Origin of the sequence: Amycolatopsis sp. FBCC-B4732, assembly GCF_023008405.1 — a bacterium.
GTDB lineage: Bacteria > Actinomycetota > Actinomycetes > Mycobacteriales > Pseudonocardiaceae > Amycolatopsis > Amycolatopsis pretoriensis_A.
The window spans coordinates 6303369-6327914 of sequence record NZ_CP095376.1; the positions used below are offsets into that span (position 1 = coordinate 6303369).

At 71.4% G+C, this 24546-nt stretch carries 21 protein-coding genes; 17 read left to right on the forward strand and 4 right to left on the reverse strand.

The window, feature by feature from the left end:
- Positions 1-23: 23 nt before the first annotated feature.
- Both coaD and rsmD read right to left on the reverse strand, forming a co-directional pair.
- Positions 24-509 carry a pantetheine-phosphate adenylyltransferase gene (gene coaD / locus MUY14_RS27530; protein ID WP_247013297.1) on the reverse strand — a complete coding sequence of 162 codons (486 nt, stop codon included), beginning with the start codon at positions 507-509 and terminating at the stop codon, positions 24-26.
- A 43-nt stretch (positions 510-552) separates the two neighbouring features.
- Entirely contained in the window at positions 553-1113 is a 561-nt protein-coding gene (rsmD, locus tag MUY14_RS27535; protein ID WP_247013299.1) for a 16S rRNA (guanine(966)-N(2))-methyltransferase RsmD, read from the reverse strand.
- A 192-nt stretch (positions 1114-1305) separates the two neighbouring features.
- On the opposite strand from rsmD, the gene MUY14_RS27540 reads away from it, so the two are divergent.
- Positions 1306-3423, forward strand: a complete 2118-nt coding sequence (locus MUY14_RS27540) for an ATP-binding domain-containing protein (RefSeq protein WP_247013301.1) — start codon at positions 1306-1308, stop codon at positions 3421-3423.
- A gap of 431 nt (positions 3424-3854) precedes the next feature.
- On the opposite strand, the gene MUY14_RS27545 is transcribed toward MUY14_RS27540, so the two are convergent.
- A complete protein-coding gene (locus tag MUY14_RS27545; protein ID WP_247025262.1) occupies positions 3855-7619 on the reverse strand; it encodes a hypothetical protein in 3765 nt (1254 codons plus the stop codon).
- Between the two features lie 161 nt (positions 7620-7780).
- Here MUY14_RS27545 and MUY14_RS27550 point away from each other — a divergent pair, with 161 nt between their 5' ends.
- The 12 genes from MUY14_RS27550 to MUY14_RS27605 all read left to right on the forward strand — a co-directional run bounded on the left by MUY14_RS27550 (position 7781) and on the right by MUY14_RS27605 (position 19822).
- On the forward strand, positions 7781-8776 hold the full coding sequence (locus MUY14_RS27550) for an LLM class flavin-dependent oxidoreductase (RefSeq protein ID WP_247013302.1): 996 nt from the start codon (positions 7781-7783) through the stop codon (positions 8774-8776).
- Positions 8777-9381: 605 nt separating this feature from the next.
- Complete coding sequence (locus tag MUY14_RS27555; RefSeq protein ID WP_247013304.1) at positions 9382-10176, forward strand: ABC transporter permease; 795 nt, start codon at positions 9382-9384, stop codon at positions 10174-10176.
- A gap of 3 nt (positions 10177-10179) precedes the next feature.
- On the forward strand, positions 10180-11025 hold the full coding sequence (locus tag MUY14_RS27560) for an ABC transporter permease (protein ID WP_247013306.1): 846 nt from the start codon (positions 10180-10182) through the stop codon (positions 11023-11025).
- Positions 11022-12296, forward strand: coding sequence for an MCE family protein (locus MUY14_RS27565; RefSeq protein WP_247013308.1), 1275 nt, complete (start codon positions 11022-11024; stop codon positions 12294-12296). The genes MUY14_RS27560 and MUY14_RS27565 overlap by 4 nt, the downstream gene beginning before the upstream one ends.
- Positions 12293-13297, forward strand: coding sequence for an MCE family protein (locus tag MUY14_RS27570; RefSeq protein ID WP_247013310.1), 1005 nt, complete (start codon positions 12293-12295; stop codon positions 13295-13297). The genes MUY14_RS27565 and MUY14_RS27570 overlap by 4 nt, the downstream gene beginning before the upstream one ends.
- Entirely contained in the window at positions 13294-14286 is a 993-nt protein-coding gene (locus MUY14_RS27575) for an MCE family protein (protein ID WP_247013312.1), read from the forward strand. Before MUY14_RS27570 ends, MUY14_RS27575 begins: the two co-directional genes overlap by 4 nt.
- A complete protein-coding gene (locus MUY14_RS27580; protein ID WP_247013314.1) occupies positions 14283-15317 on the forward strand; it encodes an MCE family protein in 1035 nt (344 codons plus the stop codon). Before MUY14_RS27575 ends, MUY14_RS27580 begins: the two co-directional genes overlap by 4 nt.
- Positions 15314-16375 (forward strand): MCE family protein, encoded by a 1062-nt coding sequence (locus MUY14_RS27585; RefSeq protein WP_396126592.1) that lies wholly within the window; start codon positions 15314-15316, stop codon positions 16373-16375. Before MUY14_RS27580 ends, MUY14_RS27585 begins: the two co-directional genes overlap by 4 nt.
- Entirely contained in the window at positions 16375-17571 is a 1197-nt protein-coding gene (locus MUY14_RS27590) for an MCE family protein (RefSeq protein WP_247013316.1), read from the forward strand. Before MUY14_RS27585 ends, MUY14_RS27590 begins: the two co-directional genes overlap by 1 nt.
- A complete protein-coding gene (locus tag MUY14_RS27595) occupies positions 17559-18062 on the forward strand; it encodes a hypothetical protein (protein ID WP_247013318.1) in 504 nt (167 codons plus the stop codon). Before MUY14_RS27590 ends, MUY14_RS27595 begins: the two co-directional genes overlap by 13 nt.
- Positions 18063-18076: 14 nt before the next feature.
- Positions 18077-19099 carry a hypothetical protein gene (locus MUY14_RS27600; RefSeq protein WP_247013320.1) on the forward strand — a complete coding sequence of 341 codons (1023 nt, stop codon included), beginning with the start codon at positions 18077-18079 and terminating at the stop codon, positions 19097-19099.
- Between the two features lie 78 nt (positions 19100-19177).
- On the forward strand, positions 19178-19822 hold the full coding sequence (locus MUY14_RS27605) for a hypothetical protein (RefSeq protein ID WP_247013322.1): 645 nt from the start codon (positions 19178-19180) through the stop codon (positions 19820-19822).
- 44 nt (positions 19823-19866) lie between these two features.
- Here the strand turns inward: MUY14_RS27605 and MUY14_RS27610 are convergent, their stop codons facing one another.
- Entirely contained in the window at positions 19867-20778 is a 912-nt protein-coding gene (locus tag MUY14_RS27610) for a hypothetical protein (RefSeq protein ID WP_247013324.1), read from the reverse strand.
- Between the two features lie 404 nt (positions 20779-21182).
- On the opposite strand from MUY14_RS27610, the gene MUY14_RS27615 reads away from it, so the two are divergent.
- The 4 genes from MUY14_RS27615 (at position 21183) to MUY14_RS27630 (ending at position 24446) form a co-directional block, all read left to right on the forward strand.
- Positions 21183-21821, forward strand: coding sequence for a DUF6801 domain-containing protein (locus MUY14_RS27615; RefSeq protein WP_247013326.1), 639 nt, complete (start codon positions 21183-21185; stop codon positions 21819-21821).
- Between the two features lie 76 nt (positions 21822-21897).
- The gene (locus tag MUY14_RS27620) at positions 21898-23301 is read left to right on the forward strand and encodes a DUF6801 domain-containing protein (protein WP_247013328.1); all 1404 of its coding nucleotides are present in this window, start codon (positions 21898-21900) and stop codon (positions 23299-23301) included.
- A 9-nt stretch (positions 23302-23310) separates the two neighbouring features.
- Positions 23311-23874, forward strand: coding sequence for a hypothetical protein (locus MUY14_RS27625; protein WP_247013330.1), 564 nt, complete (start codon positions 23311-23313; stop codon positions 23872-23874).
- Entirely contained in the window at positions 23871-24446 is a 576-nt protein-coding gene (locus MUY14_RS27630; protein WP_247013332.1) for a DUF6801 domain-containing protein, read from the forward strand. The genes MUY14_RS27625 and MUY14_RS27630 overlap by 4 nt, the downstream gene beginning before the upstream one ends.
- The last annotated feature ends 100 nt before the right edge of the window (positions 24447-24546 follow it).

Here is a 24546-nt window from a genome sequence, read left to right on the forward strand (position 1 = left end):
TGCGGGAAGTCCCTTGTGGAGGGTCAGGCCCCGAGCTTCGGGAACTTCTCCGTGAGGCGCTCGTAGACGATCGGCGGCACCAGGTGCTCGATGTCGCCGCCGAGCGCGGCGACCTCCTTGACCAGCGAGCTGGACACGAACCCGTACGCCGGGTTGTTCGCCATCAGCAGCGTCTCGACGCCGGTGAGCTCGCGGTTCATCTGCGCCATCTGCAGCTCGTAGTCGAAGTCGCTGACCGAGCGCAGGCCCTTGGCGATCGCCACGATGCCGTTGTCGCGGCAGTAGTCGACCAGCAGGCCTTCCCACGAGTCGATCCGCACGTTGCCGAGCTTCGCGGTGATCTCGCGGAGCATCTCGAGCCGCTCGGGGACCTCGAAGAGCCCCTTCTTCGACCGGTTCACCCCCACCGCGACGACGACCTCGTCGAACAGCTGGGCCGCCCGCTCGATGATGTCGAGGTGCCCGTTGGTGGCCGGATCGTAGGAACCGGGACAGACCGCACGCCGCATGGCGCGGACGCTACCGTGCCGCACCCCGTTTCCGCCGCGTGGCTCACGCCACAGGCGTGTACTCGGCCCAGAAGACCGCCGTGTCGCCGTACTTCTTCGCGCGCGAGGGCGCGAAGCCGGGCGGCCAGTCCGGCTCGCCGTCGCGAGCCGCGCGCTCGACCACCACCAGCGCGGCCCGGCCCAGCCAGCCGCCCGCGGCCAGCGCCGCCAGCACGGACCCGAGCGCCGCCGCGTCCACGGCGTAGGGCGGGTCGGCCAGCACCAGGTCGTAGGAAGCGGGCGCGGGCGCGGCGACGACGGCCTCGACCTGCCCGGCCCGGACGGTGCCGCCCAGGCCCAGCGCCGCGACGTTGCCGCGCAGCACCTCCACCGCGCGCCGGTCGGACTCCACGAACAGCGCGTCCGACGCGCCGCGCGAAAGCGCTTCGAGGCCGAGCGCCCCGGAGCCCGCGTAGAGGTCGAGAACGCGGGCGCCGTCCAGCTCCCCCGCCGTCTCCAGCGCGTTGAACAGGGCTTCCCGCACGCGTTCCGACGTCGGCCGGGTGCCCTTGGGCGGCACCTTGAGCCGCCGTCCGCCCGCCGTTCCGGCCACGATCCTGGTCACCCCCCGATTGTGCGGCAGCGCCTTGCGGGGCCGCGCCCCGCACCCCACGCCGGGGGCTCCGCCACCCGGACCCCCGCCGGCATTCGATGACACGGGGCACTGATGGCCGGGACATCGGTGTGCGGGCGGAAGCCGACGCGTAGAGTCGTTCTTCGCCCTCGGAGGCGATCCAGAGCTGTCAAGGAGCCATGCGTGTCGGAACCTCGGGTCAGACGGGCCGAGATCGCCATCGAACAAGCCCACGTCGATCGCGTGTACACCCGTCTGGACGAACTGCGTGCCCAAGCCGAGGCGATGCGCACGAAGGGCTACGAGATCGGCCAGGGCGCGCAGCGCGAGGCGATCTTCGAACAGGCGTCGATGCTGTTCGAGCGGGACATGATGGTCTACCACGCCAATCAGACGCTCCAGACGCTCGACGCCGAGTACGAGGGGCTCGTCTTCGGCAGGCTCGACCACCTCGACGACGCCGAACGCACCTACGTCGGCAGGCTCGGCATCCGCGACGCCGAGTTCGACAACCTCGTCACGGACTGGCGCGCGCCGGCCGCGGCCGCGTTCTACCAGGCCACGGCCGAGGAGCCGATGGACGTCGTGCGGCGGCGGGTGATCCGCTGCTCCGGCCAGAACGTCCTCGACGTCGACGACGACGTGCTGATCGCCGACGCCGTGCCCGAGGACATGCAGATCGTCGGCGAAGGCGCGCTGATGGCCGCGCTGGGGCGTTCGCGCGGCGAACGCATGCGCGACATCGTCGCGACCATCCAGAAGGAGCAGGACGAGGTCATCCGGGCGCCGTGGCGCGGCGTCACCGAGATCACCGGCGGGCCGGGCACCGGCAAGACCGCCGTCGCGCTGCACCGCGCGGCCTACCTCCTCTACCGCTACCGCCGCCAGCTCGGCGGGGCCGGCGTGCTCGTGATCGGGCCGTCCGGCGTGTTCACCAGCTACATCTCGCGCGTCCTCCCCTCGATGGGGGAGACGAACGTCGAACTGCGCGCGCTCGGCGAGGTCCTCGACGGCCTGGAGGCGACGCGGCAGGACGCGGCGCCGCTCGCCGCGGTCAAGGGGTCGCTGCGGATGCGGAAGATCCTGCTGCGGGCGCTGCGGGACACCCCGCCGGAGGCGCCCGACGAGATGCGGATCGTCTACCGCGGCGAAGTCCTGAAGCTGAACGCGCGCGACCTGGAGAAGGTGCGCCGCAAGGCCCACACGCAGGGCGCGCCGCCGAACCGGTCGCGGATCCGGGCCGCCGAGCTGCTGCTCGACGCGCTGGCGGCGAAGGCCGAGGAGTACGCGAAGGCCGACGGCAAGCCGTTCGAGCGGGCCGACCTGATCACCGAACTGGGCGAGCGGATCGACTTCCACCGGTTCCTGGTCGTGTGGTGGCCGGTGCTGTACCCGGCGCAGATCCTCAAGTGGCTGGGCGAGGAGAAGCGGCTCGCGGCGGCGTCGAAGGGCATCCTGAACCGCGGCGAGATCTCGATGCTGGCCGCGGACCTCGCGGACCGGTCGCGGGGCTGGTCGATCGCCGACGTGGCGCTGCTGGACGAGCTGCGCGTGCTGATCGGGCCGCCGCCGAAGCGCAAGCGCCGCCAGGTGATCGAGGTGGAGCCGCAGCGCTCCGGCGGGACACCGACGCGGCCCGAGCACTACGACGAGTACTCGCACGTGGTCGTGGACGAGTCGCAGGACCTCTCGCCGATGCAGTGGCGGATGGTCGGGCGGCGCGGCAAGTACGCGAGCTGGACCGTCGTCGGCGACCCGGTGCAGAGCTCCTGGCCGGACCCGGCGGAGGCGGCTCAGGCGCGCGACCAGGCGTTCGGCGTCAAGACCGCCCGGCGGCGGTTCACGCTGCGCACGAACTACCGGAACTCGGCGGAGATCTTCGACCTGGCGGCGAAGGTGGTGGCCGGGCACGCGGAGTCGGGCGAGCTGCCGGTGGCCGTGCGCAAGACGGGCGTGGAGCCGGAGGTCCGCCCGGTGGAGGCCACCGGCCTGGCGTCGGCGACGCAGGCGGCGGTTAAGGAGCTGCTGGGCGGGGTCGAGGGCACGGTCGGCGTCATCACGGCCATGGACCGGGTGCCGGAGGTCGCGGGCTGGCTGCCGGGGCAGGCGGACGAGCGGCTGAAGGTCGTCGGCAGCCTGGATTCGAAGGGCCTGGAGTACGACGCGGTGGTGCTCGTGGAGCCGAACGACCTGATCACCGAGTCGACGACCGGGCGGCGGGTGCTGTACGTGGCGCTGACCCGGGCGACGCAGCAGCTGATCGTGCTGGCCTCGAACCCGGACTGGCTGCCGCCGGCCTGACGCGACGTCATGGACGAGTCGTTCACCTCGCCAGACGTCAGGGCTCCGGCAAAGTCGTGGCCGCGCGGTGTGCGCGGCGTCGCGGCGATGTCATGAAAGGGTCTTTCATGTCGTCTGACGAGGTGAACGACCCTTTCATGACGTGTGGGCGACCGGATCTGCTGCGCTGACCTGACTTTGCCGGGGCCCTGTCACCAGATGTGGTGAAAGGGTCGTTCACGACGTCCCGGCCCGGGCGCCTGACCTTCGCCCAGGGACGCTGAAGGGCCCCTTCGAGGGGCGGGAGGCGGGGGTTCCCGTGCCCTTGAAGGGGCCCTTCAGACCCCCGGTGAAATGAACGTCTCGGGGACGTTTCCGTCCGAGGGCATGTCTAGCCGATCCGCGTTGTTCGGTGTCCGCGCGGCGCCACCGAACAACAACGCCGAACAACGTCAGGGGCAGGGCGGGGCGTAGTCGAGGCCCGGCAGGCTCGCCGTCCACTCGGCTTCGCTGATCCGGGGGGCCGCCACCGCGCAGATCCGCTCGGCCGCGCGGCCGGGATCGGTTTCCCACAGCCGCACCGTGCCGTCCGCGCCCGCTCCCGCCAGTGTGTGCCCGTCGGGCGCGTACTGCACGGCGTAGACGCGATCCCGTTCTTCGGGCAGCACCGCCGCCGGGGCCGCGGTGGCGACGTCCCACAGCCGGACCGACCGGTCGTAGCTGCCGGTGGCGAGCGTCCGGCCGTCGCCGCTGAAGGACACCGACATGACGATGTCGGTGTGCCCGGCCAGCACCGTGGCGACCGGCGCGGGGGTCGTGACGTCCCACAGCCGGACCGTGCGGTCGGCGCTCGCGGTCGCGACGCGCTTGCCGTCGGGGCTGAAGGCGACCGAGAAGATCGTGTCGGTGTGGCCGTCGAGCTTCGCCAGCGTCCGCGGGGCCCGCGGCGCGGAGACGTCCCAGAGCCGCGCGGTGTGGTCCCAGCCGGCGGTGGCGAGCGTGCGGCCGTCGGGGCTGAACGCGAGCGTGTGGACGTCATCCTCGTGCCCCTCCAGTTTGGCGATCTCCACCGGGTGGAGGCGGTCGGCGAGGTCCCACAGCCGCGCGGTGTGGCCGTCGCCCGCCGTCGCGAGGAACCGGCCGTCCGGGCTGAAGGCGACCGCGTCGATGTCGTCGTGGTAGCGGTTGAACACCGTCGGCGGGCCCGGGTGCGCCGGGTCGGTGATGTCCCGCACCGCCATCGTGTGGTCCCAGCTGCCGGTGGCCAGCGTGCGGCCGTCCGGGCTGATCGCGACGCCGCAGACCGCGTTGCCGAAGCCCCCGATCGTGGCGAGGAGCCGGGGCGCGGCCGGGTCCGCGCGGTCGTACAGCCGGACGGCTTCGTCGTAGCCGCTCGTGGCGAGCAGCGTGCCGTCGCGGCCGAAGGCGACGTGGCAGGCCTGGGCCGTGTGCGCCGGGATGCCGGGGCCGGGCAGGTCCCAGAGCCGGGCGGTCTGGTCGTCGCTGGCCGTGGCGAGGGTGCGGCCGTCGCGGGTGAACACCGCGGAGCCGACCACGCCGATGTGCCCGGGCAGGGCCAGCCGCTCGCGAGGCTGCTTCGGGTCGGTGACGTCCCACAACCGCGCGGTGCGGTCGAAGCCGGTGGTGGCGAGGGTGCGCCCGTCGGCGGTGAACGCGACCGAGCGCACGGTCGCCTTGTGCGCGGTGAGCGACGCCAGCTGCGCGGGCCGGGCCGGATCGGTGACGTCCCACAGCCGCGCGGTCTGGTCCTGGCTCGCCGTGGCGAGGGTGTGCCCGCCGGGGCTGAACGCCACCGAGTGCACGACGTCGGTGTGCCCGGTGGCGACGCCGAGCTGCGTCCGCGAAGCGACGTCCCAGAGCCGCGCGGTCTTGTCGGCCGACGCGGAGGCGAGCAGCTTGCCGTCGGCGCTGAAGGCGAGGTTGTTGACGTAAGAGGTGTGCCCGGTCAGCTCGCCGAGCGGGCGCGGGCGGGCCGGGTCGGTGGTGTCGTAGAGCCGGAGCGTGCCGGTGACGTCGGCGGTCGCCAGCAGCGGCCCGGCCGGGCTGAAGGCGACGGCGTAGGCCTTGCCTTCGTGCTTCTCGATCACGGTGCCGGGGCCGGGGCGCGCCGGGTCGGAGACGTCCCAGACGCGGACGGTGCCGTCGAAGCTCGCGGTGGCGGCGGTCCGGCCGTCGGCGGCGAAGGCGACGTTGTTGACGTTGGCGGTGTGCCCGCCGAGGGTGCCCAGCGGCACCGGGTGGTGCGGGTCGGCGATGTCCCACAGCCGCGCGGTGTTGTCCCAGCTGGCGGTCGCCATGACCCGGCCGTCCGGGCGGAGGGCGACGGTGTTGACGCGGCCGGTGTGCCCGGTGAGCCGGGTCGAGTACGGCGTCGCGAACATGCCGAGGACGCTGCTGCGCTCGTCGGCGCCCGGGTCGAGGCGGTACGCGGCGAGCGCGAGCTGCGCGGCCAGCGCGGGGTTGGTCGCGCGCATGGCCAGCGCCTGGCTCGCGACCTTCTGGGCGAGCGCGTTGTTGCGCTGGTCGGTGGCCGTCGACTCGGCGCGCACGGCGTAGACGGTGGCGCCGACCGCGAAGACGAGCAGCACCGCGAGCAGCGCGACCAGCTGCCGCAGCCGCCGGGTGCGACGGCGGTCGCGCTCCCGCTCGGCGTGCTCGACGGCGAGGCTCGCGTCGAGGAACCGCCGTTCCCGCCGGGACAGCGCGGCGTCCTGGCGCGCGGCCCACTCCCGCGCGACGGCCAGCCGGGTGCCGCGGTAGAGCCAGCCGGGGTCTTCGTCGACGGACTCCCACGCGTCGGTCGCCTCGGTGAGCTGCCGGTGCACGCGCAGGCCTTCGCGGTCCTGCGTGAGCCACTCGCGCAGCCGTGGCCAGCCGCGGATGAGGGCTTCGTGGGCGATTTCGATGCCGGTGTCGTCGAGGGCGACCAGCCGGGCCGAAGCCAGCTCGCCGAGGACGACGGCTGTGTCTTCGTCGTCGGTGTCCAGCTCGGCGCGGCTGATCCGGCGCTTGGTGTCTTCGGTGCCTTCGCCGAGCGCGGTCATCCGGAGGAAGATCTGCCGGGCCAGCCGCTGCTGGCGGCCCGAGAGCTTCCCGTAGGTGCCTTCGGACGTCTGCGCGATGGCCCGCTCGATACCGCCGGTCGACTCGTAGCCGGCCAGGGTGAGCGTGGTGCCGCGGCGCCGCCGCCAGGTCTCCAGCAGGGCGTGCGAGAGCAGCGGCAGCACGCCGGGCTGACCGGTGGCGTCCGCGACCAGCCGGGACACCAGCGCGTTCTCGACGCGGTGACCGGTGTCGACGGCGGGCCGCGAGATCGCCTGCCGGAGCTCCTCGGTGGTCATCGGGCCGACCAGGACCTGGGCGTCCTGCATCGCCTCGGCGAGCACCGCGTGCCGCGCGCAGTGGGTGTAGAAGTCGGTGCGGATGCCGAGCACCACGCGCGTCCGGCTGTCCGGGCCGGCGGTGGCGGCGACCAGCGCGTCGAGGAAGCGGGCGCGCTCCTGCTCGTCCTGGCAGAGCGTGAAGACCTCTTCGAACTGGTCGACGACGAGCACGACGTCCTCGGCGCCGTCGTCGGTCAGCTGGCGGGCGGCGAGGCCGAGGTTGCGCGGGTGCGCGGCGAAGTCGTCGAGCAGCGCGCCGGCCGGGACGCCGAGCGCGGCCGCGAACTTGACCGCGCACTCCTGCAGTGGCCGGGCGCCCGGGGTGAGCAGCACCACCGGGCCCTTGACGGCGGGCAGGAGGCCGGCGCGCAGCAGCGAGGACTTGCCCGAGCCGGAGGCGCCGAGCACGGCGAGAAAACGTTGTCCCGCCAGCCGCGCGACGAGCTTTTCGATCAGCTTGTCCCGGCCGAAGAATCGCCGCGCATCAGCTGAGGTGAATGCGGACAGGCCGACGTAAGGCGGGATTTCCCCGGATTCGGGCTCGGGCGGTGAATCGGCACCGTCCCGGCGCGACTCTTCGGCGACGGCGTGCCACCGCTCTTCCCATTCCCCGGGGGCCCCGCCGCAGGCCCGGACGTAGGCCAGAGTGACGGCCAAGCTGGGGAGTTTCCGCCCACCGGCGGCTTCGGACATCGTGCCGGCCGAGTAGTGCGCGCGCCGGCCGAGCTCGCGATAAGTGGGGTTCCCGGCGCTCTCGCGCAAACGCCGGAGATCGGCGGCGAATTCGGTCAGCAGATCGTCCCCGGGATCCAGGGGTCGCTCCGGACGCGGCACCCGTCCTCCTGTTTCTCTTTTTCCGGTTCGGCCACCGTATCCCCATTGCGGCCCGGCCCGTGGCCGTTCGGCGCGAACGGCGTGAAGATCGTCACCGGCGGCCGGGAAGCAATGCGGGCACCGGGGCGTTGGACCCGGTTGTGAGCTCACTGCCTGACGTGCCGCTGTCCGTGCTCGACCTGTCCCCCGTGTCGGAGGGGAACACCGTCGGCGAGACGCTGCGCAACACCCTGGACCTCGCCCGCGCCGCGGAACGGCTGGGCTTCAACCGCTACTGGCTGGCCGAGCACCACAACATGCCCGGCATCGCCAGCTCGGCGACGTCGGTGCTGATCGGCCACGTCGCCGACGCGACCGAGCGCATCCGCGTCGGCTCGGGCGGCGTGATGCTGCCCAACCACGCGCCCCTGGTGGTCGCCGAGCAGTTCGGCACGCTGGAGGCGTTCCACCCGGGCCGCATCGACCTCGGCATCGGCCGCGCCCCGGGCACCGACCAGCGCACGGCGCTCGCTCTGCGCGGCCCCGGCGGGCTGTCGGCGGACAACTTCCCCGAGCACCTGCAGGAGCTGATCGGCTACTTCACCCACTCGGAGGCCCGCGGCGTCAACGCGGTGGTCGCCGAGGGCAACCAGCCGCCGGTGTGGCTGCTGGGTTCGAGCGGCTTCAGCGCCCAGCTCGCGGGGCGTCTCGGGCTGCCGTTCTCGTTCGCGCACCACTTCGCGGCGGAGAACACGATCCCGGCTGTCCAGCTGTACCGGGAGAACTTCCAGCCTTCTCCGGTTCTTTCCGAGCCGTACGTGATGCTCGGCGTGTCCGTGGTCGCGGCGGAGACGGACGAGCGCGCGCAGTTCCTGGCGGGCCCGTCGGGGCTGACGTTCCTGAGCCTGCGCCGCGGGCGGCCGATCGCGCTGCCGACGCCGGAGGAAGCCGCGGAGTACCCGTACACGGAGATGGACCGGGCGTTCCTGGCCGAGCGGTTCGGGTCGAGCATCGTCGGCTCGCCGGAGACGGTCCGGAAGGGGTTCGAGCAGCTGCTCGGCGACACGGGCGCGGACGAGCTGATGATCACGACGATGGTGCACGGGCACGCGGACCGGGTCCGGTCGTACGAGCTGGTGGCCGGCCTCAAGTCCTGAGTGCCGGCTCGCGCGTCTTCCCGGCCTGACACGGCCCGGCGGCCGCTGAGCCGACGCGAGACGTCATGAACGACCCTTTCACCTCGCCAGACGCAGTGAAAGAGTCGTTCATGACATCCCAGCCCCCGGCAGAGCCCGGACCCGAACGTCGCGAATGACCCATTCGAGACCACCAACGCCCCCAGTGAGTCATCCGCGGCAGCGGGGCCGAGGCGCAACTCTGGACGTGCGGCACACGGGGACCTACCCTCCCCGGCGTGGCCGTCCAGCCCAGCGTTCCGGTGAGCGGGAATGGTCACGACCGTGCAGGTCCTCTCCGCTCACCCACCCCGCAGCGCGTTTTTCTTTCCCTCCGCTGACAACAAGATCCGATCCGTTTGTCAGTACTCGACAAGAAATGCGCGGTTACCAGCCCGTGACCGCGTGATCCTGCTCAAGTTCTTGTCTCCCAGCAGGGCCGTCGTTAGCGTACCGACCAGTAGGAAACGGCACGGCGTCCCCCGAGACCGTGAATGGCCGACAATTGTTACCCCGTTCGGACCATTTCCCTTTGCTCACCTCGGGTGTATTCGGCGTGCCGCCGAAACCGCTGGGGAGGCACACGAATGGCCGAACGGACGACGACGACGTCGTTCCCCGGGGCCACCGCGCTGCGGCAGACCGGACGGCTCTACGGGCTGGGGCTCGACGTCGTCCGGCTGACGTTCCGCCGCCCGTTCCAGGTGCGTGAGCTGATCCAGCAGTTCTGGTTCATCGCGAGCGTCTCGATCCTGCCGACCGCGCTGGTCTCCATCCCGTTCGGCGCGGTGATCGCGCTGCACATCGGGTCGCTGACCACGCAGATCGGCGCGCAGTCGTTCACCGGCGCGGCGAGCGTGCTCGCGATCATCCAGCAGGCCAGCCCGATCGTCACCGCGCTGCTCATCGCCGGCGCCGGCGGCAGCGCGATGTGCGCCGACCTCGGGTCGCGGACCATCCGCGAAGAGATCGACGCCATGGAGGTCCTCGGGGTCTCGCCCGTGCAGCGGCTGATCGTGCCGCGGGTGCTGGCCGCGATGGGGGTCGCGATCTTCCTCAACGGCATGGTCAGCGTCGTCGGCGTGCTCGGCGGCTACTTCTTCAACGTGATCATGCAGCACGGGACGCCGGGCGCGTACCTGGCGAGCTTCTCCGCGCTGGCCCAGCTGCCCGACCTGTGGATCAGCGAGATCAAGGCGCTGATCTTCGGCTTCGTCGCCGGGGTCGTGGCCGCCTACCGCGGGCTGAACCCCAAGGGCGGGCCGAAGGGCGTCGGCGACGCGGTGAACCAGTCCGTGGTCATCACGTTCCTGCTGCTGTTCGTGCTGAACCTGGTGCTCACCACCGTGTACCTGCAGCTCGTGCCGCCGAAGGGGAGCTGACCGATGGTGACCACCACGCCGGCCGCCAGGGTCCGCGAAGCCGTCGACCGCCGGTTCGGCTTCCTCGACACCCTCGGCGACCAGATCCTCTTCTTCCTGCGCGCGATCGCCTGGATCCCGCGGGCGATCCGCCGGTACCTGCGCGAGATCGTGCGCCTGCTCGCCGAAGTCAGCTTCGGCAGCGGGGCGCTGGCCGTCATCGGCGGCACGATCGGCGTGATGATCGGGATGACCGTCGCCACCGGCACGGTCGTCGGCCTGCAGGGCTACTCCGCGCTCAACCAGGTCGGGACGTCGGCGTTCGCCGGGTTCGTCTCCGCCTACTTCAACACCCGCGAGATCGCGCCGCTGGTCTCCGGCCTCGCCCTGTCCGCCACCGTCGGCTGCGGCTTCACCGCGCAGCTCGGCGCGATGCGGATCTCCGAGGAGATCGACGCCCTCGAAGTCATGGGTATCCCCAGCGTCCCGTACCTGGTGACGACGCGGGTGATCGCCGGCTTCCTCGCCGTCATCCCGCTCTACGCCATCGGGCTGCTCTCGAGCTACCTCGCCTCGCGGCAGATCACGGTGTGGTTCTTCGGCCAGTCCGCGGGCACCTACGACCACTACTTCCTGCTGTTCCTGCCCCCCGGCGACGTCTTGTGGTCGTTCGGGAAGGTGCTGGTGTTCAGCGTCGTCGTGGTCCTGGCGCACTGCTACTACGGCTTCCGCGCGAGCGGCGGCCCGGCCGGTGTCGGTGTCGCGGTGGGCCGCGCGGTCCGCACCGCGATCGTCGCGATCAGCGTGCTCGACTTCTTCCTGTCACTGGCCATCTGGGGCGCGACGACGACCGTGCAGGTGGCCGGATGAGACGGGACACCCGCCGCAAGGCCGGGATCCGCACCGCGGGCGTGCTGTTCCTGGTGGTGATGGGCGTGCTCGTCACGCTCTCCATCAAGATCTACGACAAGGACTTCGTCAGCACGGTCCCGGTGACGCTCAAGACGAGCCGCATCGGCAACCAGCTGTCCGCGGGCGGGCAGGTCAAGGCCCGTGGCGTGCTCGTCGGGGAGATCCGCGACGTCCGGGCGACGCCGCAGGGCGCCGAGATAGCGCTTGCCCTGGAGCCGGGCAAGGTGGACATGCTGCCGCGCACCGTTTCCGCGTTGCTCGTGCCGAAGACGCTGTTCGGCGAGCGGTACGTCCAGCTGTCCATCCCGGACGGTGCCCGCGCCCCGCACCTGACCGCCGGCGACACGATCGAACAGGACCGCTCGGCGAACGCGATCGAGCTGGAACGCGTCTTCGACAACCTCCTCCCGGTGCTGCAAGCCGTCCAGCCGCAGAAGCTCGCGACCACGCTGACCGCGGTTTCCACGGCGCTGCAGGGCCGTGGCGAGCAGCTCGGGCAGACGATCGGCACCGCCGACGCCTACTTGAAGAACTTCAACCCGGACCTCCCGCAGCTGACGTCGGACATCCGCGACCTCGCCACCGTCTCGAACCTCTACGGCGACATCGCGCCCGACCTCCTCGACGCGCTCACCTCTTCCGCCGTAACGCTCAACACCGTCAAGGAGAAGCAGAGCGAGCTGGCCGGGGTCTACCAGCAGGTGACGTCGTCCTCGCAGGAGGTCGCGGCCTTCCTGGCGAACAACCGCGACAACCTCATCTCCCTGGCCGCCGACAGCCGCGCGCCGCTGGAGGTCGCCGCGAAGTACTCCCCCAGCTTCGTCTGCACCCTCGCTTCGCTGAACGCACTGAGGAAATCCATGGACCAGGTGCTCGGCGCCGGCACCGGCCAGCCAGGCCTGCACGCCGACGTCGCGATCACCGCCGACAGCGGCAAGTACCTGCCCGGCAAGGACGACCCGCGCTACACCGCGGGCGGCGAGCCGCGCTGCTACCCCTCCGGCGTGGCCCCGACGACCGGCACCGCCGCCGCGGCGCCGGGCTCCACCGGGCACCCGCTGCTGACCGGCGGCCAGGGCGACCTCGGCGTCGCCAACTCACCGCAGGAGGAACAGCTGCTGGCCACCCTGGTCGCGCCCTCGATCGGGGTGCCGTCCGCCGACGTCCCGGCGTGGAGCAGCGTGCTCGTCGGCCCGCTCTACCGCGGCACGGAGGTGAAGCTCAAGTGAGGAACATCGCCTCCCCGCTGATCAAGAGCCTGATCTTCATCGCCGTCACCGCGCTCGCGACGGCGCTGCTGGCCGTGTCCATCACGAACACCGGCGTCGGCGCCGGCGAGCGCTACACGGCGAAGTTCCTCGACGCGACCTCGCTCAACGTCGGCGACGACGTCCGCATCTCCGGCGTCCGCGTCGGCCAGGTCGAATCCCTCGACATCAGCGACCGCAACCGGGCGCTGATCGCCTTTTCCCTCGACCAGGGGCGGCGGCTGCCCGCCGACGTGAAGGCGGTCATCAAGTACCGCAACATGGTCGGCCAGCGCTACATCGCGCTGGAGCGCGGGAGCACCGGGACCCGGGAGCAGCTGCCCGAGGGCGGGGAGATTCCGCTGTCGCGCACCACCCCGGCACTCGACCTCACCGATCTCTTCAACGGGTTCAAGCCGCTGTTCCAGGCGCTCTCGCCGAACGACGTCAACGAGCTGTCCGGCGAGATCGTCCAGGTACTGCAGGGCGAAGGCGGCACCGTCGAAAGCCTGCTGGCCCACACCGGCTCGCTGACCACCACCCTCGCCGGGCGCGACAAGGTGATCGGCGAGGTGATCGGGAACCTCAACTCGGTGCTGAAGACGGTCAACGGCAAGGGTGACGCGCTCGCGAACCTCGTGTCCACGCTGCGGCAGCTGGTGTCCGGGCTGGCCGGCGACCGCGCCGCGATCGGTGACGCGATCAGCGGCATCGGCGATCTCACGCAGTCCACCGCCGGGTTGTTCGAGCAGGCCCGGCCGCCGCTGAAGGACAGCATCGCCGGACTGAAGGGCCTCGCCGGCAACCTGGTCCAGAACCAGTCCGATGTGGACAGCTTCCTGACCAACCTCCCGGTGAAGTTCACCGAAATCGGCCGGGTCGCCTCCTACGGCTCGTGGATGAACTTCTTCCTCTGCACCGGCGTCCTGGAAACCTCGCCCCCGCGTGGCGTGCTCGTCCCCACCGCGAGGTGCTCGTCGTGAAGTCCTTCAAGGAACGCAATCCCCTCGTCCTCGGCGTGCTGGGCAGCGTCGCGCTGGCCGCGCTGCTGACCGTCACGTTCAACTACGACAACCTGCCGATCGTCGGCGGCGGCACGACCTACGAGGCCGAGTTCTCCGAAGCCGCCGGGCTGCAAGCGGACGACGAGGTCCGGGTCGCCGGCATCAAGGTCGGTGAGGTCCGGGACGTCGAGCTGGCCGACGACCACGTCCTCGTCTCCTTCCGGGTCAAGAACGCCTGGATCGGCGACCGCACGTCGGCCGAGATCAAGATCAAGACGTTGCTGGGCCGCAAGTTCCTCGCGCTGAACCCGACCGGCGACGACGTCCAGGACCCGGACCGGCCGATCCCGCGGACCCGGACGGTCACGCCCTACGACGTCACCGACGCCTTCAACGGCCTCGCCGACACCGTCGGCGCGATCGACACCAAGCAGCTCGCGGACAGCTTCACCACGCTGTCGGACACCTTCCGCAACTCCCCCGAGCACGTCCGCAGCGCGCTCGACGGGCTTTCCCAGCTCTCGCAGACGGTGTCCAACCGCGACGGCCAGATCGCCGAACTCCTCGCGAACGCGCGGCAGCTGACCACGACGCTGGCGAACTCGAACGACGACTTCGAGAAGCTCATCGACGACGGGAACCTCTTGCTCACCGAGCTCAACCGGCGCCGCGACGCGATCCACGACCTGCTCACCGGCTCGGCGCGCCTCGCCGAGCAGCTCAGCGGGCTCGTAAAGGACAACGCCGGTCAGCTCAAGCCCGCGCTGCAGGCGCTGAACCAGGTGACCGACCTGCTCAAGCGGCAGAACGACAACCTGACCAAGGGCCTGCAGCTGGCCGGGCCGTACTTCCGGGTGGTCACCAACACGACCGGCAACGGCCGCTGGATCGACGCCTACCTCTGCGGCCTGATCCCCGAGAACCACGACCCGTGCACCGTGCCGAAGAACCCGGGAGGCACGAAGTGAGCGCGCTGACCACCACCCGCGCCGGCGTCCTGACGAGCCGGTTCATCGCCGCCGCCCTGCTGCTCGCCCTCGTCGTGACCGCGGGGCTGTGGTGGGTGTTCGCCGGCAGCGGGCAGCACCACGTGACCGCCTTCTTCACCCGCGCGGTCGGCGTCTACCCCGGCTCCGACGTCCGGGTGCTCGGCGTCCGGATCGGCCAGGTCGACGCGGTCACCCCGCGCGGCGAGCAGGTGCAGGTGGACATGTCCGTCGACGGCTCGGTCGGGGTCGCCGAGGACACCACGGTCCTGGTGATCGCGCCCAGCGTCGTCGCCGACCGGTACGTCCAGTTCGCCAAGCCGGCCCGCGGCGGGCCGCGACTGCCCGACGGCGCGTCGATCCCGGTGCAGCGCACCGCGACCCCGGTGGAACTGGACCAGCTCTACGCCAGCCTCGACTCGCTGTCGAAGGCGCTCGGCCCGGACGGCGCCAACTCCCAGGGCGCGCTGTCGGACCTGCTCAAGACCGGCGCGCAGAACCTGCAGGGCAACGGCCGCGCGTTCAACGACAGCGTGCGCAACTTCGCGCAGCTGGCGCGCACGCTGGCCGGGAACTCGGGCGACCTGTTCGGCACGGTCGACGAGCTCCAGCGGTTCACCACCATGCTGGCCACGAACGACCAGCAGGTAGGCAGCGTGAACCAGCAGCTCTCGCAGATCTCCGGCACGCTGGCCGCCAACAGCGGCGAGCTGGCGCGGGCCCTCGACGGCCTCGGCCGCGCGCTCGCCGACGTCCAGGGGTTCATCCGGGACAACCGCGGCGCGCTCAAGTCCAATGTGGACAATTTGGTGACGACCACCCGGACGCTCGTCGAACAGCGCGCCTCGCTGGCCGGCACGATCGACGCCGTCCCGCTGGCCGTGACGAACGTGCTGAACGCGGTCGATCCGGCCACCGGGCGGCTGCGCGGCCGCGAAAACATCGACTACTACCTCGAGCCGCTGCCGCTGCCGGTCACCGGCGACGTCTACACCAACGGGGGTGGCCGGTGAAGCGGATCCTCGCCACCGCGGCCGCCGGGTGCCTGCTGCTCGCGGGCTGCTCGTCCGGTGAGTTCAAGGGTGTCTACGACCTGCCGCTGCCCGGCGGCGCCGACGTCGGCGACCACCCGTACTCGGTGACCGTGCAGTTCGCCGACGTGCTCGACCTGGTGCCGCAGGCCGCGGTGAAGGTCGGCGACGTCCCGGTCGGGCGGGTGCGGGAGGTCCGGCTCGGCGGCGACGGCTGGACGGCCGAAACCGTGCTGGAGGTCAACGGCGACGTCGTGCTGCCCGCCAACGCGATCGCGCGGCTGCGCCAGTCCAGCCTGCTCGGCGAGAAGTTCGTCGAGCTGGCCGCCCCGGACGGCGCGTCGTCCGGTCCCGGGGTCGCGCGGCTGGCGGACAAGGCCACGATCACCGTGGACCGCACCAACCGCAACCCCGAGTTCGAAGAGATCTTCGGCGCCCTTTCGCTGCTGCTCAACGGCGGCGGCATCGGGCAGCTGCAGACGATCAACCGCGAGCTGTCGAAGGTGATGGACGGCAACGAGGGGCAGATCCGCTCGTTCCTGTCCGGGGTGAACACCCTGATGACCGACCTGGACGCGCACCGCTCGGACATCACCGAGGCCCTCGACGGGATGAACCGGCTGTCGGCGACGCTCGCGAACCGCCACAGCCAGGTCTCCGGCGCGCTGACCGACCTGACGCCCGGACTGCAATCGCTCACCGACCAGCGCACCCAGCTCGTCTCGATGCTGCAGGCGCTCGACCGGCTCTCGACCGTGGCCACCGACGTCGTCGACCGCAGCCGCGACGACATGGTCGCGGACCTGCGCGCGCTCGCGCCGATCCTGGGTCAGCTGGCCGCGGCCGGGGAGAACCTGCCGCAGTCGCTGCAGCTGCTCCCGACGTTCCCCTTTCCGGATTCGGTGCTGCCCGCGGTGAAGGGCGACTACATCAACGCGTTCGCTTCGATGATCCCGGCGCCCGGCGTGCCGCTGCCCGCGCCCGGCGAGGGCGTGCCGCCGGGCTTGCCGCCGCTCCCGCTCACCTCGGGAGGTCAGTGATGCTCACGCGCAGAGTGCGGGTCCAGGTCGTCCTGTTCGTCGTGATCGCGCTGGCCACGACGGCGTTCGTCGGCGCGAACTACGCCGGTCTCGGCCGGCTGTTCGGCTCCGGCAGCTACACGGTCAAGCTGGAGCTGGCCGAGGGCGGCGGGCTGTTCACCAACGGCGAGGTGACCTACCGCGGCGTCGCCGTCGGCCGGGTCGGCGAGCTGCGGCTCACCCTGACCGGGACCGAAGCCGACCTGCTCATCGACGACGGCGCCCCGCCCATCCCGGCGGACTCCCGCGCGGTGGTGGCGAACCGGTCGGCGGTCGGCGAGCAGTACGTCGATCTGCAGCCGCGCACCTCGGGCGGGCCCTTCCTAAGCGGGGACTCGGTCATCCGGCGCGAGTCGACCACGCTGCCGCTGCCGGTCAACAGCCTGCTGACCGACCTGGACTCGTTCACGGCGTCGGTGCCGACGCAGGACCTGCGCACGGTGGTGAACGAGCTCGACGACGCCCTGCGCGGCGCCGGCCCGGACCTGCAGACGCTGCTGGACTCGGCGACGGCGTTCACCCAGCAGGCGAGCGCGCACCTGCCTCAGACGTCGAAACTGATCGGCGACGGCGCGACCGTGCTGCGCACCCAGGTCGGCTCCTCGGCGGAGTGGCGCTCGTTCAGCGGCAACGCCCGCGTGTTCGCCCAGCAGCTGGCCAGGTCCGACGGCGACCTGCGGCGCCTGATCGCGACCGCGCCCCCGGCGGCGACGGAGCTTTCGTCGCTGCTGAAGGAGAACGACCCGGGCCTGCCGATCGTGCTGGCCAACCTCCTGACGACGGCGCGGGTGTTCGGCACCCGCACGGCGGCGGAGGAGACGCTGCTGGCGAACGTCCCCCGCGCGGTGGCGGCAGTCGGCTCGGCCATCGACGAGCAGCACCACGAGCTGCGGATGGGGCTGGTGCTGAACTTCGACAACCCGCCTTCGTGCCTGGCGGGCTACGAGGACACCCCGCACCGGTCGAGCAGGGACCTTTCGCCGTTGCCGCTGAACACCGACGCGGCGTGCACGCTGCCGTACGGCAACGAGAGCTCGGTGCGCGGCACGCAGAACGCGCCGCACCCGCCGGTCCCGGACGCGGTGCCGGTGGGCCCGCTGACGATCGGCACGCAGGCGACGAAGACGAGCCTCGAGGAGATGCTGTGGCTGCGCTGAAACGGGGAGCGGCAGCGATCACCCTGGCCGCGGCGGTCTTCGCGGGCTGGTCGGGCTGGTCCTGGTACGCGTCGGCCCACGAACCGGCGGTGACCTACGGTGCCGCGCGGGACGAGGCCCTGGCGAGCGGCCGGACACTGGTGGCGGAGCTGAACAGCCTGGACTACCACGACGTCGAGGGCGGCCTGGGACGCTGGCTGTCGGCGTCGACGGGCCCGCTGCACGACCAGCTGGCCCGGACGGACGCGCGGACGAAGCAGGCGCTGTCGGCGAACTCGACGGTGTCGACGGGGCGGGTCCTGGACGCCGCGCTGAGCGAGCTGGACGAGCACGCGGGGACGGCGAAGATGCTGGCCTCGGTGGAGATCACGATGGCGAAGCAGGGAGTGGCTCCCGCGGTGAAGCGGAACCGTTTCGCCGCGGCACTGAGCCGGACGCCGGACGGGTGGAAGCTGAGCGCGCTCGACCAGCTGGCGGTGGGGTCCCGATGAACCGGGCGAAGACGGTGGCCGAGGCGGGCGCCGAGCTGCGTGGCCCGCGTGAGGCCGTCGCGACCGCCGAGGCAGGTGACCCCACCACCCCAGCCTCCATCGCGCCCGCCACGTCGAGCGGCGAAGGCGAGGAGCAGGCCTCACCTACCACGACCGGCAGCGAAGCCGAGCCGAGCGACCTGGCCGCCGAGGGCGAGCCGAGCGCCGCATCGGGCGGCGAACGCGAGCCGGACGGCTCGGTGCCCGAGAGCGCCGAAGCCGAACCGGGCGCTGTTGCTGCGGAGGAGCCGGCCGCTCCCACCACCGCTACCGGCGGTGAGCCGAGCGACCCGGTCGCCGAAGGCGAGCCGAGCGCCGCATCGGGCCGCGAACGCGAGCCGGACGGCTCGGTGCCCGAGAGCGCCGAAGCCGAACCGGGCGCCGTGGCCGCCGACGAGCCGGCCGCTCCCACCACCGCTACCGGCGGTGACCTGGGCGACCCGGCGGCCGAGGGTGAGCCTGAAGCCGAGACCTCCCTCGCCAAGCCCCGGCCGGTCTGGCTCCAGCTGCCCGCCCTCCTCCTCGCCGCCGCCCTCGTTCTCGCCGGGGCCGGGGTCTGGTTCACCGTCGAAGCCCGCTCCGCCGCCGGCACCTCCGCCGGTGCCAACCTCGCTCTCACCGATGTCGGGGCGACCGCCGAGGTCACCTCCGCGATCACCGTCGCCGTGAACCGGGTCTTCTCCTATTCCTACGATCGGACCGACGTCACCGAAAAGGCCGCCGCCGCGGTGCTCCGGGGCGCCGCCAAGGATTCGTACGACAAGCTCTTCGCCCAAGTGCGGGCGAAAGCACCCGAACAGAAACTCGTCCTCACTTCGCGCGTTTCGGCGATAGCAGTACAAGAACTCCGCGACAATCACGCGCGGTTACTCGTCTTTCTCGATCAATCAGCCGTACGGGCCGACAACAATGCGACCGACAACGCCGCGGCGCAGCTTTCCGTGACCGCGGAACGCGCCGACGGCACCTGGGTCATCACCGCACTCGAACCGCGCTGAACCACCGCAGAACCACCAGCACTTCACCGTTTCCGGGAGCACCCGGGACGGCCGGGAAAACGCAAAGGGAGAAGAACTATGTCCGTGGCAACGCACCTGAGGAGACTGGCCGTCCTCACGTCGACGGCGGCTCTCGTGCTCACCGGGGTCGCCGTGACCCCGGCGTCGGCCGACGTCATCCCGATCCCCGTGTCCTACAAGGTCACCGGCAGCACCACGGTGAAGAAGACCGGCAGCGCCCTGAAGCTCGGCCCCGGTTCGCTCAAGGGCAACCTGCTCATCGACGACCAGACCGGGTCGGTCGGGCTCAGCGCGGACCTCGCGCTGCCGCCGTCGCAGGCCGACATTTCCCTGCTGTCGGGCATCTTCCGGATCAAGGCCAAGGTCCGGGTGATCCCACTCGGGCCGGCCACCGGCACGATCGCCGACGGCAACCTGGTCACGAAGGCCAAGGCCAACATGGAGATCTACGACATCTGGGCCGGCCCGATCGTGCCGGTCATCCCGCTGCCGACCGTGCCGGGCAGCTGCAAGACCAAGACCCCGCTCGACCTGACGCTGTCCGCACAGGACATCGACATCACCGCCCCGGCCATCACGGTCAAGGGCACCTACACCATCCCCGAGTTCAGCAACTGCTTCATCGCCGACATCGCGCTCGGCGCCCTGATTTCGGGGCCGGGCAACACCATCACACTCGACCTGGCCAGCGACGCCACCTGAGCACGACCCGGGTGGCGGGCCGCGAAGGCCCGCCACCCGGGGGTTCAGCAAGCCGCGGCCGGGTCTTCCTTCAGCGCGAAGCTGTCGTTGTCCCCGGCCGAAACGGCGAACACCGGCCCGCACGAGATGGGCGCCGACTCGCCGACGAAGTTCGAGCCCCAGACGACGATGTCGCCGTTGGTCTTGTAGGCCACGTTGTGGTTGAACCCGGCGTCGACACCGGCCACGTCGGACAGTGCTTCCGGCGGCACCTCGATCTGGTGGAAGTTGTCGCGGCCCCACGCGTAAACCCGCCCGGCCTTCAGCGCCAGGCTGTGGTTGAACCCCGCGGAAACCGCCGTGACACCGGAAGAAAGCCCGGCCGGCACGGTCGTCTGGCCGTAGGTGTTGCTCCCCCAGGCCAGCACGCCGCCGTTCTTGAGCGCCAGGTTGTGGTCGCCACCGGCGGAAATCGCGGTGACGCCGGTGGTCGCCGACGCCGGCACGTCGGTCCGCGTCCCCCAGCTCACCACCAGCCCGCCCTGCTTCAGCGCCAGGCTGTGCATGTTGGACGCGGAAATCGCGAGCACGCCGCTCGACACGGACGCGGGCAGGTTCGTCTGGCCGTACCAGTTGTTGCCCCAGGCGATGACCTTGCCGTTCTTCAGCGCCAGTTCGTGGCCCCAGCCCGACGCGATCTGGCTGACCCCGGAGGTCGCCGCGGCGGGGATCTGGTTGGCGCCCCAGTTGTTCGCGCCCCACGCGAGGACCGCGCCGCCCTTCAGCGCCAGCGCCGTCGTGCTGCCCGCCGACACGGCGCTGACGCCGGTCAGCGCGTCCGGCGGCGGGATCGTGACGTCGTAATCCGGTTTGCCCCAGGCGATCACGCCGCCGACCGTGGCCGCGGACGCGGGCTGGGCGAGCGACGAGACGGCCAGCGCCGCCGTCAACGCGAATGCGGCCCGCTTGAATGACACCCGTCCACAACGTGAAGAACCCGGCACGATAGCCTCATTTCTCCGGTTACGTTATCCGTGCTTGCCCCCGCAAGATCACAAATGGTAGACCGTAGCCTCCGGCGGATCTCCGCCGCGGGCGTTCTTTGTCACGATCCGCCAAATCCGGCGGTGCCCCTGCGCGGCTTCGCACAAGAATTCCGCGGCCCCCTCCCCCGGGTCACCCCTGCGGGGCCGGAACTCTTGTTCCGTAGTGAACTGGCGAGTAGCCTCGATTTCGGCAGATGGACCTCCACCTCGCACGCCGGTGAATCGCGTCCCGCCGCCCGGGGCAATCGGGGCGGGTGAAGCGATGGGGGATCAACGGCAGCGGGCAATCGATCAGCCAAAGCCGAGACTGAACTGAATCAAAGGAGATGACAGGCATGTCCCGACTCAGCAGACTGTCCGCCGGTATCGCCACGACCGCGACCGCCATCGGTGCCATCGCGGTGCTGACCGCGGGCACCGCGGCCGCCGCCACGATCACCTACACCGCCGGCGGCACGGCGGGCATCACCTACAACTGCACCTTCCCCGGTATTTCGCCGCAGCCGGTCGCGATCACCGCGCACCTGGACGCGCCGAACTCCGTCGTGCACAGCACTTCCGTCACGCCGAGCAACGTCGGCGGCACGGCGACGATCAGCGCGACCGTCCACTCGCTGCTGACCGCGGTCGGCTACGACGGCATCCGGGGCACCGCGACGGTGCCGGTGACGGTGTCGGCCGGCACGCTGTCGCAGCCGTCGGCCACCGGGCTCAACATCCCGCAGGTCATCTACCCGACCGGCGGGCCGATCACGGTGAACATCTCGCAGGTCGCGACGTCCAGCATCCCGACCTACACCGCCCCGGCCACCGCGGGCACCGCCACCCTGTCGCTGACCAGCGGGCTGTCGGCGAACCTGGAGTTCCACAAGAAGTCGACCAACACCTGGTCGCCGTGGACGATGAACTGCACCCTCAAGGTGACCAGCCCGGCGCAGAACACCGCGTTCACCCCGAGCATCACCATCAGCTGACCGGGTTCCCGGTGCGGGCGGGCGCCCGCCCGCACCGGGACCACCCCGCCGCTTCCGCACGCACCCAGGGAAACCGATGCCACGTCGAGTCCGGCCCCGCACCCTCACGATCTCCGCGCTGGCAGGCGTCGGCCTGCTCTCCGCGGTGAACGGCGCGCTCACGGGAGTCGGCTCGGCCGCACCCGCGCCCGCGGTCCCGCCGGACACGAAGGCGGTGACGTCGGTTTCGGTGACGTGCCCGTTCGCGGACCCGCTCGGCGCCCGCGCGCTCACCGCCGAGACGTCGGCCACGCTGCCCGCCCAGGCGCGGACCGGGGCTTCGCTGAAGCTCGGCGGCTTTTCCACGAAGCTCACCCTCCCCCGCGACGTCGCGCTGTCCTACCTCCCGGCCGGCACCACCGCCGGTTCGCTGGCGGGTGAGGTGCGGTTCGACCTCGCCGTGCACAAGGACGACCGCGCGGACAAGGTCCCCGTCACCCTCGCCGTGCCGGCCACCCCGCTGCCGGAGACCGGCGACGTCACCCTGACGGCCACCGGCACGGTGCCCGAGATCGCGCTGAACACCGTCGGGGCCGTCACCTTCGACGTCACCGCGCCGTCGCTCGCGCTCGCCGCCGTCCCGCCGCCCGCGGATCCCGCCGCGAAGCCGGTCGCGTGCGCGCTGGACGCCGGGCAGCCGACGACGCTGGGCAAGGTGATGGTGCTGCCCAAGGTCACGCCGGGCACGAAGGCGCAGCAGCAGGCCGCGGCCGCTGACGCACCCGGCCCCGGCGATCCCCCGACCGAAGACGAGTTCGCCGTCCCGCTGAGCCTGGTGACGATCCAGACCAAGTCGACGGTCCGGAAGCTCGGCGCGACCGTCATCGCCGATCCCGCGTTCCTGTTCAACGGGTTGTTCATCCTCAACCTGGTCGACGGCAGCTCGCGGGTCACCGGCTCGACGACGTTCAACCCGGCGACGGCGACGTTCCTCGGCTTCGGGTTCGTGCCGGTGACCGCGACCGTCGAGTTCCTGCCGGTGGACTGGCGCAACAGCAAGCTCATCGAGTTCGCCGGCGCGATCACGACCGACCCGGACACCGGAGCCACCTACCTGAACACGACGCTGCAGGTGATGGCGAAGCTGAGCAACGCGAAGGTCAACGGAGTCCCGCTGGACCTCGGGCCGGGGTGCGTGTCCGGCAAGCCGGTGACGCTGACCCTGAACGGCCCGTACGAGGCGTTCGGCGTCGGCCACATCCGCACCGACCCGGAGAAGGGCTTCGACCTCCCGGCGTTCACCGGCTGCGGTGCCGCCGGCCAGGACCTGAACCCGCTGCTGACCGGGATGAGCTCGGGCGGCGGCAACCAGGCGTTCGTCGACACCTACAACCTGATCGTGTGCACCGATCCGGACCAGACCCAGTGCCCGGACGGCTCCACCGGGCCTCCGACGGGCTCCGCCGCGGCGAAGAAGGCGGCGGCCAAGAAACCGAACTGAGGGGATCACATGAGGATCGGACCGGCCACCGCGGCAGCGCTGCTCGTCACCGGCCTGACGGCGGGCACGGCGAACGCGACAGTCACGACGAACACGGGCGCGCTGACGTACACCTGCACGTTCCCGGGCGTCGCACCCCAGCCCACGACGCTCATGGCGCACCTGGACGTCACCGATCCCCACCCCGGCCAGCCGTTCACGGTCACGCCCTACGCCACGGTGGTGTACTCGGCCGCGGTGAAGTCGTTGCTGGGTGCGCTCGGCTACGACCAGGTGCGCGGCTCGATCAGCACGACGTTCAGCGTGAGCGACGCGACCCCGGCGGCTGGCGTGCTCTCGGGCGCTTTCCCCGCGAACCCGTTCACGAGCGGCTCGGTGATCGGTTCGCCCCAGGTGTTCACCGCCGGCGCGGCGGGCTCCGTCGGCTTCGCGATGGGCACGGGCATCAGCGAATCCCTGGAGCTCCACAAGAAGTCGACCGGGACGTGGACGCCCTGGTCGTCGAGTTGCACCCTCAAGGTGACGAGCCCGGCGCAGAACACGGCGTTCAGCCCGAGCATCGCGATCTCATGAGGACCGGGGCCGCCCTCGCGGCAGCACTCCTCCTCACCGGCCTGACCGCGGTGCCGGCCCACGCCGGGACGACGACCGCCCGGACCGGCACGCTCACCTACAGCTGCACGTACCCGGGCGTCGCCCCGCTGACGTCGACGTTCGCCGGCTCGCTCACGGCCCCCGACCCGGTTTCGTCCGGGTACCCCTTCACGGTCAGCGGGATCCAGCTGAGCCACGTGCTGAGCCCGGCGGTCCGCTCGCTCTTCGTCGCGGCCGGCTACGACCGGGTGCGAGGCTCCTTCGCGGCCACGATCACCGCGACGAACGCGAACCCGGCCGCGGCGCCGATCACCGGCAGCGTCCCCGAGCAGTCCATCACGAACAGCGGCTCGCTCACCTTCACCGAGCAGGCCCCCGACGTCACGTTCACCGCGGGCACCCCGGGCTCGATCGTGTTCGGGCTGGGCACGCCGATCACCGAATCCCTGCAGTTCCACAAGAAGACGGCCGACGCGTGGCTACCGATGCAGTCGGTCTGCACACCGCGGTCCCCGGGCACCGCCTTCCAGCCGGGGATCACCGTCCTCTGAGCGGAGGAGCCGTGAGAGCACACCGCACGCTGCCCCTGGCCGTCGCGACGGCCGCCGTCCTGGCCTGGTTCACCGGTCCGGTGGCAGCGGGACCCTCGTG